Genomic DNA, 13,264 nt, shown 5'->3' on the forward strand with positions numbered 1-13,264 from the left:
GCCGCTGCCTGCCGCCGACCCTTCCCCAAGTCCCGGCCCCGCGATAGAGCAGCGCAGATGGCGGCGCGCGACACCCTGAACCTCGATCGACGCACGCTTCTCATCGGCGGCGGCGTGGGCGTCGGCCTGGTCGTCGCGCTGGCGCTCTGGCCGCGCGATTATGCCGCCAATCTCACCGCGGCGCCGGGCGAGACGGTGTTCGGCGCCTGGCTCAAGATCGGCGAGGACGGGCATGTCACCGTCGCGGTGCCGCAGGCCGAACACGGCCAGGGCGTGTATACCACGCTGCCGCAGATCCTGGCCGACGAGCTCGGCGCGGATTGGCGCACCGTCGGCGTGCAGCCCGCGCCGCTCAACCCGCTTTATGCCAATGCGCTGGCGCTCGACGATCTGTTCGAAGGCGCGTTCGATGCATGGCCGGCGCCCTTGCGCGCCGGCCATGCGCAGCGCACCGCGCTGATGCTGACCGGCGGCTCGACCTCGGTGCGCGCGTTCGAGGCGCCGCTCCGCGCGGCCGGCGCGGCGGCGCGAATCCTGTTGACCAAGGCGGCGGCGGCGCGCTGGGGCGTCGACTGGCAGGCATGCGGTGCGGCGGCGGGGTTCGTCACGCATGGCACCAAGAAGCTGCGCTTCGCCGCGCTCGCTGCCGAGGCGGCGGGCGGCAGCGTGCCCGATCCCATCCCGCTGCGCGCCAATGATGACAGCCGGCTGTACGGCCAGTCGCTGCCGCGGCTCGACGTGCCCGCCAAGGTCGATGGCTCGGCCAATTTCGCCGGCGATATCCGCCTGCCCGACATGGTTTATGCCAGCATTCGCCAGGGCCCGACCGGCGATTCCAAGCTGATCCGCGTGGATCGCGCCGCCGCCGATCGCATCCGCGGCGTCAGCCAGGTGGTGACCAACGATCGCTGGGTCGCGGCGATCGCCAACAATTGGTGGGCGGCGAACAAGGCGCTCGACGCGCTGGCGCCGCGCTTCGCGACGACCGGCGCGATCATCTCCAGCGGGTCGATCGACGCCGCGCTGATGGCCGCGCTCGACGGCCCGGGAAAACGCTTGGCGGCGCAGGGCGATCTGTCCGCCGCGTTCAAGGGCGCCGAGGTGATCACCGCCGAATATCGTGCCGGCCTGGCGGTGCATGCCGCGATCGAAACGCAGACGGCAACCGCGCAGTTCAAGGACGGCAAGCTCGAACTGTGGCTGCCGACCCAGGCGCCGGGCGTGGCGCGCGCCGCGGCGGCGGCGGTGCTGGGCATCGCGGAAGATGCGGTGACGATCTACCCGATGCTCGTTGGCGGGTCGTTCGGCGCCAATCTCGAATCGCTTGCCGCCGAACAGGCCGCGCTGATCGCACGTGAGATCCGCCGTCCGGTGCAGCTCGTCTGGTCGCGCAGCGAGGATCTGCTGCACGATCGCTACCGCCCGCCGGCCGTGGCGCGGATGACCGCGCGGCTCGGCCGCAACGGTCAGATCCGCGGCTGGCTTGCCAAGATTGCCGCGCCCGCGACCGGCCACGAGCTTGCCGCCCGCCTGCTCGCCGGCGATGCGGCGGCGCGGGGCGCGCTTGCCGCCAGCGGTTCGGGCGATCGCTATGCCGTCGCCGGCGCCCGCCCGTTCTACAATATCCCCAGTTTCGCGGTTGATCACCACCCGGCGGAGATCGGCGTGCCGACCGGTCATTGGCGCTCCGGCGCGCACAGCTACACCTGCTTCTTCACCGAATCCTTCCTCGACGAGCTTGCGCACGCCTCGTCCAGCGAGCCGCTGTCGTACCGGATCGGCATGCTCGGCGGCAATGCGCGACTCGCCCGCTGCCTGTCGACCGCGGCGTCGCTCGGCGGGTGGGAAGGCGGCGTGGCCGGCAGCGGACAGGGCATTGCCTGCCACGCCTTTCGCGGCAGCTATATCGCTGTGCTGGCCGAGGCGAGCATCGGCGCGGGGCAGCGCCCGCAGGTCGACCGGCTCGTCGCCGCGGTCGATTGCGGGCGGCAGGTCAATCCCGATGTCGTGCGCCAGGCGATCGAGGGCGGGCTGATCTTCGGCATGGCGCAGGCGTTGGGGGCGACGACCGGCTTCACCGAGAATCTCGCCGACGCGCGCGGCTTCGGCGATCTTGCGCTGCCGCGGCTCGCGACGACGCCCGACATCACCGTCGAGCTGATCCGCAGCGAGGCGGATCCCGGCGGCGTCAGCGAACTCGCCGTGCCGCCGGTTGCGCCGGCCATTGCGAATGCGCTGCAATCGGCTACCGGTTTTCGCATACGCAGCCTGCCGCTCAGGCCTGGAGACCGATGATGTTGCCCGCGGGCCACCCGCCCATCCCGAACCCCAAGATCGGCGTGTTGCTGACCAATCTCGGCACGCCCGACGGGCCGGACGTCAAATCGGTAAAGCGCTATCTCGGCGAATTCCTGTCCGATCGTCGCGTGGTGGAAATCCCGCCGATCGCGTGGCAGCCGATCCTGCGCGGCATCATCCTCAACACGCGGCCGAAGAAATCCGCCGAGGCCTATAGTCTCGTCTGGCGCGAGGATGGCTCGCCGCTCGCCGCGATTACTAGGGCACAGGCGGCGGCGCTGAAGGATGCCTTCGGGCCCGCCGTGCTGGTCGATTGGGCGATGCGCTACGGCAATCCGTCGATTCCCGATCGGCTTGCGGCGATGAAGGCCGCCGGGTGCGAGCGCATCCTGGTTGCGCCGCTCTATCCGCAATATTGCGCGGCGACGACCGCGACGGCCAACGACAAGGCGTTCGCCGCGCTGGCCGGGATGCGCTGGCAGCCTGCGCTGCGCACGCTGCCGCCCTATCATGACGATCCCGCCTATATCGGCGCGCTGAAAAGTTCGATCGAGCAGGGCCTGTCGGCGCTCGATTTCGCGCCCGACACGATCGTCGCGAGCTTTCACGGCATGCCCGAGCGCACGTTGGAACTCGGCGATCCCTATCACTGCCATTGCCAGAAGACCGCGCGCTTGCTGTCCGAGGCGCTGGGCCGCGAGGTGATCATATCGTTCCAGTCGCGCTTCGGCCGCGCCAAGTGGCTGGGCCCGGCAACCGATACGATGCTCGAGGAATTACCGGGCAAGGGCGTGAAGAAGGTCGCGATCCTGGCGCCGGGCTTCTCGGCCGATTGCCTCGAGACGCTGGAGGAACTGGCAATCCGCGGGCGGGAGAGCTTCGTCGAGGCGGGCGGCACGCACTTCGCCTATCTGCCGTGCCTCAACGACGGCCCGCTCGGCATTGAAATGTTACGCATCCTGCTCGCGCGGGAGCTTGAAGGCTGGGTCGCCACGCCGTAGCGTCATGCTCCAAGGATAGCAGATCTAGGAGAGAGACATGGCACGCGTCGCGATCGTCACCGGGGGCACGCGCGGGATCGGCGAGGCGATCAGCCTCGCGCTCCAGGAACAGGGCATTACCGTCGCGGCAAGCTATGCTGGCAACGCGCAGCGCGCCGCCGAATTTACCGAACGCACGGGCATTCCCGCCTATCAATGGGATGTGGGCGATTACGACGCCTGCCAGGCGGGCTGCGCGCAGGTTGCCGCCGATCTCGGCGATGTCGATATCGTCGTCAACAATGCCGGCATCACGCGCGACGGCACCATCCTGAAGATGAGCTACCAGGATTGGAAAGATGTGATCGACACCAATCTCGGTGGCTGTTTCAACATGGCCAAGGCGGTGTTTCCCGGCATGCGCACGCGCAAATGGGGGCGGATCGTCAATATCGGTTCGATCAACGGCCAGGCCGGGCAATATGGCCAGGTCAATTATGCCGCCGCCAAGTCCGGCATTCACGGATTCACCAAGGCATTGGCACAGGAAGGCGCGCGCGCCGGCGTCACGGTCAACGCGATCGCGCCGGGCTATATCGATACCGATATGGTCGCGGCGGTGCCGGCCGATGTGCTGGAGAAGATCGTCGCCAAGATTCCGGTCGGGCGGCTGGGTCAGGCCAGCGAAATTGCGCGCGGCGTGACGTTTCTGGTCTCGGAAGAGGGCGGGTTCGTCACCGGCTCGACGCTGAGCATCAATGGCGGGCAGCATATGTACTGACAGGCGCAGGCGCGGCCACGACCGCGCCGCCGCGGCATGGCCGCAGCGCCCGGCACGGCCGGCGGACGGGGTGCAGCCCCGATCCGGCCGACGGCTTTGCCGTCGGCATTGCAGGTACTCCACAATTGGGTCCCCGCCTGCGCGTAGGTGGTGCTGTGCGACAGGCATGCTGAAACGAACAGGCCGGCCCCCGAAGGAGCCGGCCCTAACCCCCGGTTAAGCAACTGGGGGGATCTCGTGAAACTATTGGAGCCTGCAAGCCAGGACGGCGGCGAAGCCACCGTCGGACGGGGCGCCCATGGGCGCCCCGCCGGCCGCGCCGGGCTATGCGGCTAGCGCCGCAATGCGCGGGCGTGGCCGCGCTTAGCGCCGGCGGCAGTAGCGCGGATCGTCCGACTTATCGATCGCCCGTCCGGCCAGGGCGCCGGCACCGGCACCCAGCACCGCGCCCAGTGTCCGGTCGCCACGGCCGGCAACCGTATTGCCGAGCAGCCCGCCGGCAATCGCGCCGATCACGGTGCCACCCACGGCGTCGCAGCGGTCGTTGCGGCTGACGCGGTTGTTGCGATAATAGCGACGGTCGTCGTTATAGTAGCGGCGGTCGTTGCGATAATTGCGATTGTCATAGCCGCGGTCGCCGCGGTCGTACTGGCTGTAGCCACGGTCATAGCGCTGCGCCGCGGCCGGCGTCGCAACGATGGCGGTGGAGCCCATGGCGAGGGCGGTAAGGGCAAGCGTTACTTTCTTGAACATGGCGTATCTCCTTCGAATCAGAGGAGCGGCTTCACTTCCTCGTTGATGCCCTTCTAGGCGAGTCGGATTGAGCCGAGCCTGAATGCCGCCGTTATCCTGCGTTCATCGCGCAAGGCGGCTGGCGATCACCGCGCGTGCCGCTAAGAGGGCGCGTGCGCGCCTGGTTCTCCATCCTCATCCTGTTGATCATCGCGCCGCAATGGGCCGGTCCGGAGCGGCTCGGCCTGCTCGATCCGACCGCGACGATCAGCGCGACACGCGTGCCGCTCGATCCTGCCGATCCGCGCCGGGTGCGGGTCGGCCGGCTCACCTATCTCGGCGGCGTCGAACTCACCAGCAAGGATCCGGTGTTCGGCGGCTTTTCGGCGATGTCGCTGCAGGGCGATCGCTTCACGTTGCTCAGCGACGGCGGTGGCGTGGTTCGTTTCCGGCTCGATGCGCGCGGCCGGATCAGCGAGCAGCAGATCGGCGAGCTCCCCGCCGGCCCGGCGACGGGATGGGAAAAGCGCGATCGCGACAGCGAATCGATGATCGTCGATCCGGTCACCGGCGAGCGAATCGTCGGGCTCGAGCGCGTCAACGAGATCTGGCGCTACGATGCCGGCTTCACGCGGGCGATCCGCCATAGCGCGCCCAAGGCGATGCGGCGCTGGGACGAGAATGGCGGGCCGGAGGCGATGGTGCGTCTCGCCGATGGCCGCACGATCGTGTTTGCCGAATCGACCCGCCCCAAGCACAAGCCAGGCAGGCAGGCGCTGAGCTTCGCCGGAGATCCGACCCGTGCACCGGCGCGCGGCTTTCGCTTCACCTATCTGCCGCCCGCCCATCACGATCCGAGCGACGCCGCCTTGTTGCCCGATGGCCGCATCCTCGTGCTCAACCGTCGATTCGACGCGCCGTTCGATTTTTCCGCGACGTTGACGATCATCGATCCGCGCGCGATCCGCCCCGGCGCGATCGTGCGGGGGCAGGAGATCGCCACGATCGACACGCCGCTGACGCGCGACAATTTCGAAGGGCTGGTCGTGGCCCGGGAGGGCAGGGCGACCGTCCTCTGGCTCGTTTCCGACGACAACCAGTTCTTTCTCGAGCGCACGCTGCTGCTCAAGTTCCGCCTAGAGCCACCGACGCGCTAAGCAAAGGACCTCGGGATTTCGCGGCAATCCGCGCCGCCTCTCCCGATTCCGTCATCCTGAACTCGCTTCAGGATACCTGTCGCCGTTCGGGCGACCGGACGTGTGGCGCGCAGGATCCCGAAACAGGCTCAGGATGATGGCGATCGTTCGGGAAGGGTTGTTGCCCCCGTTGCGGGATGCCGAGAATCCAAACGCCGACGGCCCGCACTTCCGGCGAAGTGCGGGCCGATCAAACCGTCAATCCCGAACGGGATTTACGCGGCGACGGGAACCAGCTTCTTGCGCACGTCGCGCTTCAGGCGACGTGCCTTGAGCGACAGCTTGTCGTCGCCGGTCTTGACCAGCCAGTTGTCCAGCCCGCCGACATGCTCGACCGAGCGCAGGCCGTGCGTCGAGACGCGCAGCTTGACGCTGGTGCCGAGCGCTTCGGACATCAGCGTCACGTTCTGCAGATTCGGCAGGAACGTCCGCTTGGTCTTGTTGTTCGCGTGGGAAACGTTGTTACCCACCATCCGGCCCTTGCCGGTCAGTTCGCAAATGCGCGACATGTTCGCTAATCCTGAATTTCGGACCCCTGTTCGGTGTCCCGTAAAGGCGGCGCGGATAGCCCGCTCCGGGCTGGGCGTCAACCGATTCAGGCTTTTGCGTGCAACCAAGCACCGCGCAGCGACGTTATTACGCAAACGATCCGAATGCTGTGGAGAATGTTGATGCGCGCGCTCTTGATCCTGATTGGGCTCGCCGCCCTCGTCGTCGTCGGCCTGATGTCGGTCGGGCTGCTGAAACTGAATACCACGCCCGGCTCGCTGCCCAGCGTCGCCGTGCAGGGGGGCAACGCGCCGACCGTCAAGGCCGATATGGCGACTCTGTCGGTTGGCACCGAGAACAAGACGGTCGACGTGCCCACCGTCGGCACGACGCAGAAGACGATTACCGTGCCGACCGTCCAGCTCAACCGCCCGGAGGGCAATTCCACCGCGCAGTAACAGCCATGTCCGCCCGGACTGGTCCGGGCGGCGTCTGGCGGGCATAAAGGTGCGATGTTCCCGATGCCCGCCCCGATGCGCGCCGCGCTAGACGCTGCGCGCGCTGCCGCTGATGCCGGCGAAGTGCCGGTCGGCGCGGTGGTGGTGTCGAAAGGCGCGATCATCGCGGTCGCGGCCAACGCGCCGCGCACGTTGCGCGACCCCACCGCCCATGCCGAAATTCGCGCGATTCGCGCCGCCGCCGAACTGCTGGGCAGCGATCGGCTGGAAGATTGCGATCTCTGGGTCACGCTCGAGCCATGCGCGATGTGCGCCGGCGCGATAGCGCACGCACGGATCGCCAGGCTCTATTACGGCGCGGAGGATGCGAAGGGTGGCGCAGTGGCACACGGGCCGCGCTTCTTCGCGCAACCGACCTGCCATCATCGGCCGGAGATATATTCTGGAATCGGCGAGGACGAGGCGGCGGGCCTGTTACGGGCGTTCTTCGCCGCGCGACGCGCTTAACCCGTTCCCGTCATCCCGGACCTGATCCGGGATGACGGCAGGGGTTGGCCGATTGTATTAGCGCAGGTCGTCCTGCGAGATCGGCACGATCTTGATTTCCACACGGCGGTTCGCCGCCTGACCTTCGGGCGTGGCATTGGATGCGATCGGCTGCGATTCGCCGAAGCCGCGCGTCGCGATGCGTGCCGACTGGACGCCGTGGCCCGACAGATAATCAGCGACCGATACCGCGCGCCGCTCCGACAGGCCCTGGTTGTAATCGTCCGAGCCGGTCGAATCGGTATGGCCATAGATGTCGATATAGGTGTCGCGATATTGGCCGAGCACGCTGCCGACCTGATCGAGCGTGCGCTGGAATTGCGGCGCCACCGCGGCGCTGTTGTACGCGAAGTTGATGCCCGACGGGATGTTGAGGATCAGGTCGTCGCCCTGGCGGATCACCTGCACGTCGGTGCCGGCGGTGCGGGCACGCAGATCACGCTCCTGCTTGTCCATGTACGCGCCGATGCCCGCGCCGGCGATGCCGCCAAGGCCTGCCCCGACGATCTTCGCGGTGCGATCGTTGCGCCCGCCGACGATGTCGCCGAGCAGATAGCCGCCGAGCGCGCCACCCAGGCCGCCGATCGCCGTCTTGGAGATCGTCTGCCGTCCGGTTTCCGGATCGGTGACGCAAGCGCTGGTGGTGACGAGCGCGGCCAGCGCGGCGCCCAGCATGAACTTCGATCGCATGTCTTCACTCCTGTCGTTGCGGCGCGGTTCCTGCGCCCCCTCTTGTATCGGCAGTCTAACCAGCCCGTGCAAAGATTGTTCCGGCAGCGATTTGACCGCCCGAGTCGCGATGGCGGTTGTGAAGCGCGGCGATGTGCGGCAAGGACGATCCAGCGACATGGCACCGCTTCCCCCCTTCCCCTGGATCGACGTGGCGATCATCTTCGCGCTGATCGCGTTGAATGGCGTCTTCGCGATGTCCGAACTCGCCATCGTGTCGGCGCGCAAGGCGCGGCTCGAGGCGATGGCGCGGGCGCACAAGCGCGGCGCGCGCGCGGCGATCCTGCTCGCCGCCGATCCCGGCAAGTTCCTGTCCACCGTCCAGATCGGCATCACGTTGATCGGCATCCTGGCCGGCGCCTATTCGGGCGCGAGCCTGGGCGGCCCGGTCGCGGCGCGGCTCGGCTGGCTCGGCCTGCCGACCGAAACGACGCAGACGGTCGGCTTCATCCTGGTGATCAGCCTGACCACCTATGCCTCGCTGATTATCGGCGAACTGGTCCCCAAGCAGATCGCGCTGCGCGCGCCCGAACCGATCGCCGCATTCATGGCGGCGCCGATGCGCTGGCTCGCCTGGGGCACCGCACCGATCGTGTGGCTGCTCGATTCGACCAGCGCCTTGCTGTTCCGGCTGATGCGGCTGCAGCGCGAGACCGAGGATCACGTGACGGCCGAGGAACTGCACCTGATCGTCGCCGAGGCGAGCAAGTCCGGCGTGATCGAGGAGCATGAACGCTCGATCATCTCGGGCGTGGTGCGGCTCGCCGATCGCCCGGTGCGCGAGGTGATGACGCCGCGCACCGATATCGTGTGGATCGATGTCGGGCTCGATTCGGATGGCATCCGCGCCGCCTTGCTCGCCGCCCCGCACAGCCGCCTGCCGGTTGCCGAAGGCTCGGTCGATGCGGTGATCGGCGTGGTCCAGGCGCGCGATATCGCCGCGGCCTTGCTCGGCGGTCACGATCTCGATCTGCGTGCGCTGATGCGCCAGGCGCCGGTGGTGCTCGATCAGCTCGACGCGCTCGATGCGCTGGTCGCGCTGCGCGAGGCGGAAGTGCCGATGGCGCTGCTGCACGACGAATATGGTCATTTCGAAGGCATCGTCACGCCCACCGACCTGCTCGCCGCGATCGCCGGCGAATTCGCCTCCGACAGCAATCCCGAGGACAGCCCCTCGGTGGTCGAGCGCGACGATGGCTCGCTGCTCGTCTCGGGCCAGATGGCGGTCGATGCGCTGGCCGAGCGGCTCGGGCTCGATCTGCCCGAGGACCGCGACTACGCCACCGTCGCCGGCCTTGCCCTAGCGGTGTTCCGCCATCTGCCGGGCGAGGGCGAAAGCTTCGTGCAGCAGGGCTGGAAGTTCGAAGTGGTCGATCTCGACGGCCGCCGGATCGACAAATTGCTGGTCAGCACGACGCGCGGCGGCTGAGCGCCGCACCCGAACCCACACCGCCCTGTTATTGTCACGGGCGGCGGATCAGCCGCCCAGTTTGCCGAACTCGGCTTCATAGGCCGCCTTGTCGCCTGCCTTCAGCAGTCGCGCCTGCTCCGCCCAGCGATCCCGCGCCGGGCGCCCGCGGAAGCTTCCCAGCCGGCTGTCCAGCTCCTCCAGATCCGCCGGGCTCATCGCCGCGATCTGCTCGACGCGGGTGATGCCGAGCTCGGCCAGGGTAGCCGCGAGCTTGGGGCCAAGTCCCTTCAACTGGCGGATATCGCTTGCCAGCGGTGCTGCAGCGGCCTGCGGCGCGGCGGTCGCCGGTTCTGCCACCGGTGCCGGCTCGGCTATTGGTGCCGGTACGTCGGCGATTGGATCGCCCAGCGGTGGCGGTGCAGGAGCGACCGGTGGGGTGGCTGCCGGCGGTGTGGCCGCCGCCACAATCGTCTCGTCCGCCGCTGCACGCTCCAGCGGTGCCGCCGGCACGCCTGCCGCCTCGCGATGTTCTTCGGTCTGTTCCTGCGCCGCCAGCCGCCGGCGCTTGAGCCGCATGCCGAACACGATACCCGCCACGGCGAGCAGCGCGAAAATCGCCATCACCACGAATTGCGCGACGGTGAAGGACGTCATGTCCGTGGTCGTTGCCGTCATCGATTACTCCAACGCGAAAAGATTGCAGGCGAGTATCGCGAGGATCGCATATCGCGTCCATCAACTATCGCGATCGCGGTTCGGCCCCGCGGCCGTAGCGTTTTTTTGGGTGGCGGTGGTCACCCCTGCCGCGCGATCTCGCGCCAGCCGATATCCTTGCGGTTGAACCCGCTCGGGAAGTCGATCTTCGCTACCGCATCATAGGCTGCAGCCTGTGCCGCGGCGATCGTCGGTGCCATCGCCGTCACCGCCAGCACGCGCCCGCCGCTCGCCACCAGCGTTTTGCCGTTGCGCCGGGTCCCGGCCTGGAACACGCGCGCGCCGTCCGCTTCCGCGGCGTCGATCCCGGCGATGCTGCCGCCCGCTTCCGGTGTGCCGGGATAGCCGTTCGCCGCCATCACCACGGTGAGTGCGGTCTCGTCGGCAAAGTCCGGTGCCGGCTGGTCGCCCAGCGTGCCGTTGGCCACCGCCAGCAGCAGTTCGAGCAGGTCTCCCTGGTAGCGCAGCATCAGCACCTGGCATTCGGGATCGCCGAACCGCGCATTATATTCGATCAGCTTCGGCCCCTCGGCCGTCAGCATCAGCCCGGCATAGAGCACGCCCGAAAACGGCATGCCCGCCGCCGCCATCGCCGCAATCGTCGGCGCGACGATCGCGTCGATCGCCTGCTGCTGCAGTTCCGGGGTCAGCACCGGCGCCGGGCTGTATGCGCCCATCCCACCGGTATTGGGGCCGGTATCGCCATCGCCGACGCGCTTGTGATCCTGCGCGGTGCCGAACGGCATCAAGGCAGTGCCGTCGGTCAGTACGAACAGGCTGACCTCCTCGCCGTCGAGGAATTCCTCGATCACCGCTTCGGCCTTTGGCACCGAGAACAGATCGGCGATCGCGTCTTCCGCTTCGGCGCGCGTCATCGCCACGGTGACGCCCTTGCCCGCGGCGAGGCCGTCGGCCTTGATCACCACCGGCAGGCCGAAGTCGGCGAGCGCGGCCATCGCGCCGTCGCGCGAGGTTACCTTGGCGTAAGCGGCGGTGGGGATCTTTGCCCGCGTGCAGATATCCTTGGTAAAGCCCTTCGAGCCCTCGAGCTGCGCTGCCGCCTTGTTCGGCCCGAACACCGGCAGGCCCATCGTGCGGATATTGTCCGCCAGGCCATCGACCAGCGGCGCTTCCGGCCCGATCACCACGAAGCCGATCGAGTGGCGATGGCAGAAATCGATCACCGCGCGGTGATCCGCCGGATCGAGCGTCACCAGCGTGGCATGCTCGGCTATTCCCGGATTGCCCGGCGCCGCATACAGCGTGCTGATCCCTTTCGATTGCGCCAGCCGCCAGGCAAGCGCATGTTCACGGCCCCCGGAGCCGATCAGCAGGACATTCATGGCCGACCCCTTTTTCGATACCAACCACCGGCTGGTAGCCGAGGAGACTCCCGGCGACAACGCCGCCGCGATGGGCGTCGGCGAACTCGCCCAGAAACTCAAGCGTGTCGTGGAAGGCGAGTTCGGTCACGTGCGGCTGCGTGGCGAGATCTCCGGTTACAAGCGCGTGGCGTCCGGCCACGCCTATCTGTCGTTGAAGGATGACAGTGCGGTGTTGGACGGCGTGATCTGGAAGGGGCAGGTCAACATGCTGCCGTTCCAGCCGCAGGACGGGATCGAGGTGATCGCCACCGGCAAGATCACCACCTATCCCGGCCGCTCGAAATACCAGATCATCATCGATCGCATGGAACTGGCCGGCGAGGGCGCGTTGATGGCGCTGCTCGAAAAATTGAAAGCAAAGCTGGCGGGCGAGGGGCTGTTCGAGAGCGCACGGAAAAAGCGCCTGCCGTTCCTGCCGCGCACGATCGGCGTGGTTACCTCGCCGACCGGCGCGGTGATCCGTGACATTCTCCACCGCCTGGCCGATCGCTGCCCCAGCCATGTGCTGGTCTGGCCGGTCAAGGTGCAGGGCGACGGCGCGGCGCAGGAGGTCGCGCGGGCGATTGGCGGCTTCGATGCCATGCCGGCCGAGACGCGCCCCGATCTGGTGATCGTCGCGCGCGGCGGTGGCTCGATCGAGGATCTGTGGGCGTTCAACGAGGAAGTCGTGGTGCGCGCGGTCGCGGCGTGCAGCATTCCGATCATCTCCGCCGTCGGCCACGAGACCGACACCACCTTGTGCGATTTCGCCGCCGATCTCCGCGCGCCGACGCCGACTGCTGCTGCCGAAATGGCCGTGCCGGTGCTCGCCGATCTGCGCCTGACGCTCGATGCGCATGCCCAGCGCACCGAGCGCTGCGCGCGACGCTATCACGATCGCGGGCGCGAGCGGCTCGAGGCGCTGGTCCGCGTGCTGCCCAAGCGGGATGCCCTGCTCGGACCCCAGCGGCAGCGCGCCGACGATGCCGGCGCCAGGCTCGATCGCGGGCTGGAGCGGCGCATCGGCAGCGCGCGCAGCCAGCTCGACCGCGCCGGTGGTGCGCTGCGCCCGGCGATCCTCGAACAACGCCTGCTGCGCGCGACCGAACGGCTGGAAGGCGTGCGCCGGCTGCTCGATTCGGTCCATCCCAACCGCCCGCTCGAGCGCGGCTATGCCTGGGTCGAGGGGCGGCCCGGCGGCAAGGTGATTTCCACCGCGGCGGCGGCGCGCGGGGCGGGGGCCGTCACGCTCCACTTCCGCGACGGGGCCGTCGACGCGCGGGTTGAGCGATCGGGCGCCAAGGCATATGACAAGCCGGTGGTCGACCAGCCGACCCTGTTATAGCCCGGACCTTTCCCCATGTTGATGTCGAACACCGATCGCCCCGCGCGGCTCCATTATATGGCCAATGGCTTCCGTGTGCTCTCGCCCGGCGATCACGTGGTGTGCGCGGTGTCGGGCGAGCGGCTCGCGCTGGAGGATCTGCGTTATTGGAGCGTGGCCGCACAGCAGCCTTATGCCACCGCCGAGATCGCCACCGCCGCGATGAGCCCGGGGCGCTGATG

The 13,264-nt window shown here is 68.1% G+C and carries 14 protein-coding genes; 9 read left to right on the top strand and 5 right to left on the bottom strand.

Annotation, left to right across the window (positions count from 1 at the left end; translation table 11 throughout):
- Positions 1–57: 57 nt before the first annotated feature.
- From NV401_RS04900 to phbB, 3 genes are read left to right on the top strand one after another with little or no spacing between them, the layout of a single operon-like run.
- A complete protein-coding gene (locus NV401_RS04900) occupies positions 58–2,295 on the top strand; it encodes a xanthine dehydrogenase family protein molybdopterin-binding subunit (RefSeq protein ID WP_261293273.1) in 2,238 nt (745 codons plus the stop codon).
- On the top strand, positions 2,292–3,299 hold the full coding sequence (hemH, locus tag NV401_RS04905) for a ferrochelatase (RefSeq protein WP_261293274.1): 1,008 nt from the start codon (positions 2,292–2,294) through the stop codon (positions 3,297–3,299). Before NV401_RS04900 ends, hemH begins: the two co-directional genes overlap by 4 nt.
- Before the next feature lie 37 nt (positions 3,300–3,336).
- Positions 3,337–4,059, top strand: coding sequence for an acetoacetyl-CoA reductase (phbB, locus tag NV401_RS04910; protein WP_261293275.1), 723 nt, complete (start codon positions 3,337–3,339; stop codon positions 4,057–4,059).
- Between the two features lie 363 nt (positions 4,060–4,422).
- Here phbB and NV401_RS04915 read toward each other — a convergent pair whose 3' ends face one another.
- Entirely contained in the window at positions 4,423–4,812 is a 390-nt protein-coding gene (locus NV401_RS04915) for a glycine zipper 2TM domain-containing protein (protein WP_261293276.1), read from the bottom strand.
- A 152-nt stretch (positions 4,813–4,964) separates the two neighbouring features.
- Here NV401_RS04915 and NV401_RS04920 point away from each other — a divergent pair, with 152 nt between their 5' ends.
- Positions 4,965–5,948: an esterase-like activity of phytase family protein gene (locus tag NV401_RS04920; protein WP_261293277.1), complete on the top strand. Its 984-nt coding sequence runs from the start codon at positions 4,965–4,967 to the stop codon at positions 5,946–5,948.
- 254 nt (positions 5,949–6,202) lie between these two features.
- Here the strand turns inward: NV401_RS04920 and rpmB are convergent, their stop codons facing one another.
- Entirely contained in the window at positions 6,203–6,496 is a 294-nt protein-coding gene (rpmB, locus tag NV401_RS04925; RefSeq protein ID WP_261293278.1) for a 50S ribosomal protein L28, read from the bottom strand.
- 162 nt (positions 6,497–6,658) lie between these two features.
- On the opposite strand from rpmB, the gene NV401_RS04930 reads away from it, so the two are divergent.
- Together NV401_RS04930 and NV401_RS04935 are read left to right on the top strand one after the other, a co-directional pair.
- Positions 6,659–6,934, top strand: coding sequence for a hypothetical protein (locus NV401_RS04930; protein WP_261293279.1), 276 nt, complete (start codon positions 6,659–6,661; stop codon positions 6,932–6,934).
- Between the two features lie 75 nt (positions 6,935–7,009).
- Positions 7,010–7,441: a nucleoside deaminase gene (locus NV401_RS04935; RefSeq protein ID WP_261293280.1), complete on the top strand. Its 432-nt coding sequence runs from the start codon at positions 7,010–7,012 to the stop codon at positions 7,439–7,441.
- 57 nt (positions 7,442–7,498) lie between these two features.
- Here the strand turns inward: NV401_RS04935 and NV401_RS04940 are convergent, their stop codons facing one another.
- Complete coding sequence (locus tag NV401_RS04940) at positions 7,499–8,170, bottom strand: OmpA family protein (protein ID WP_261293281.1); 672 nt, start codon at positions 8,168–8,170, stop codon at positions 7,499–7,501.
- Between the two features lie 157 nt (positions 8,171–8,327).
- Between NV401_RS04940 and NV401_RS04945 the strand changes: the two genes are divergently transcribed.
- Positions 8,328–9,638: a hemolysin family protein gene (locus NV401_RS04945; protein WP_261293282.1), complete on the top strand. Its 1,311-nt coding sequence runs from the start codon at positions 8,328–8,330 to the stop codon at positions 9,636–9,638.
- A gap of 48 nt (positions 9,639–9,686) precedes the next feature.
- Here NV401_RS04945 and NV401_RS04950 read toward each other — a convergent pair whose 3' ends face one another.
- Together NV401_RS04950 and purD are read right to left on the bottom strand one after the other, a co-directional pair.
- Complete coding sequence (locus NV401_RS04950; protein ID WP_261293283.1) at positions 9,687–10,295, bottom strand: hypothetical protein; 609 nt, start codon at positions 10,293–10,295, stop codon at positions 9,687–9,689.
- Positions 10,296–10,414: 119 nt separating this feature from the next.
- Positions 10,415–11,677 (bottom strand): phosphoribosylamine--glycine ligase, encoded by a 1,263-nt coding sequence (gene purD, locus NV401_RS04955; protein WP_261293284.1) that lies wholly within the window; start codon positions 11,675–11,677, stop codon positions 10,415–10,417.
- On the opposite strand from purD, the gene xseA reads away from it, so the two are divergent.
- Positions 11,676–13,043, top strand: coding sequence for an exodeoxyribonuclease VII large subunit (gene xseA / locus NV401_RS04960; protein ID WP_261293285.1), 1,368 nt, complete (start codon positions 11,676–11,678; stop codon positions 13,041–13,043). The two genes, purD and xseA, sit on opposite strands and share 2 nt — an antisense overlap.
- Positions 13,044–13,058: 15 nt before the next feature.
- On the top strand, positions 13,059–13,262 hold the full coding sequence (locus NV401_RS04965; protein WP_261293286.1) for a DUF2093 domain-containing protein: 204 nt from the start codon (positions 13,059–13,061) through the stop codon (positions 13,260–13,262).
- Positions 13,263–13,264 lie beyond the last annotated feature (2 nt).

The organism is Sphingomonas hylomeconis (genome assembly GCF_025370105.1).
GTDB lineage: Bacteria > Pseudomonadota > Alphaproteobacteria > Sphingomonadales > Sphingomonadaceae > Sphingomonas > Sphingomonas hylomeconis.

Bases quoted from the DNA above. Each gene is read 5' to 3' on its own strand.
- NV401_RS04900 (WP_261293273.1), top strand. From the start codon at position 58: ATGGCGGCGCGCGACACCCTGAACCTCGATCGACGCACGCTTCTCATC.
- hemH (WP_261293274.1), top strand. From the start codon at position 2,292: ATGATGTTGCCCGCGGGCCACCCGCCCATCCCGAACCCCAAGATCGGC.
- phbB (WP_261293275.1), top strand. From the start codon at position 3,337: ATGGCACGCGTCGCGATCGTCACCGGGGGCACGCGCGGGATCGGCGAG.
- NV401_RS04915 (WP_261293276.1), bottom strand. From the start codon at position 4,812: ATGTTCAAGAAAGTAACGCTTGCCCTTACCGCCCTCGCCATGGGCTCC.
- rpmB (WP_261293278.1), bottom strand. From the start codon at position 6,496: ATGTCGCGCATTTGCGAACTGACCGGCAAGGGCCGGATGGTGGGTAAC.
- NV401_RS04930 (WP_261293279.1), top strand. From the start codon at position 6,659: ATGCGCGCGCTCTTGATCCTGATTGGGCTCGCCGCCCTCGTCGTCGTC.
- NV401_RS04935 (WP_261293280.1), top strand. From the start codon at position 7,010: ATGCGCGCCGCGCTAGACGCTGCGCGCGCTGCCGCTGATGCCGGCGAA.
- NV401_RS04940 (WP_261293281.1), bottom strand. From the start codon at position 8,170: ATGCGATCGAAGTTCATGCTGGGCGCCGCGCTGGCCGCGCTCGTCACC.
- NV401_RS04945 (WP_261293282.1), top strand. From the start codon at position 8,328: ATGGCACCGCTTCCCCCCTTCCCCTGGATCGACGTGGCGATCATCTTC.
- NV401_RS04950 (WP_261293283.1), bottom strand. From the start codon at position 10,295: ATGACGGCAACGACCACGGACATGACGTCCTTCACCGTCGCGCAATTC.
- xseA (WP_261293285.1), top strand. From the start codon at position 11,676: ATGGCCGACCCCTTTTTCGATACCAACCACCGGCTGGTAGCCGAGGAG.
- purD (WP_261293284.1), bottom strand. From the start codon at position 11,677: ATGAATGTCCTGCTGATCGGCTCCGGGGGCCGTGAACATGCGCTTGCC.
- NV401_RS04965 (WP_261293286.1), top strand. From the start codon at position 13,059: ATGTTGATGTCGAACACCGATCGCCCCGCGCGGCTCCATTATATGGCC.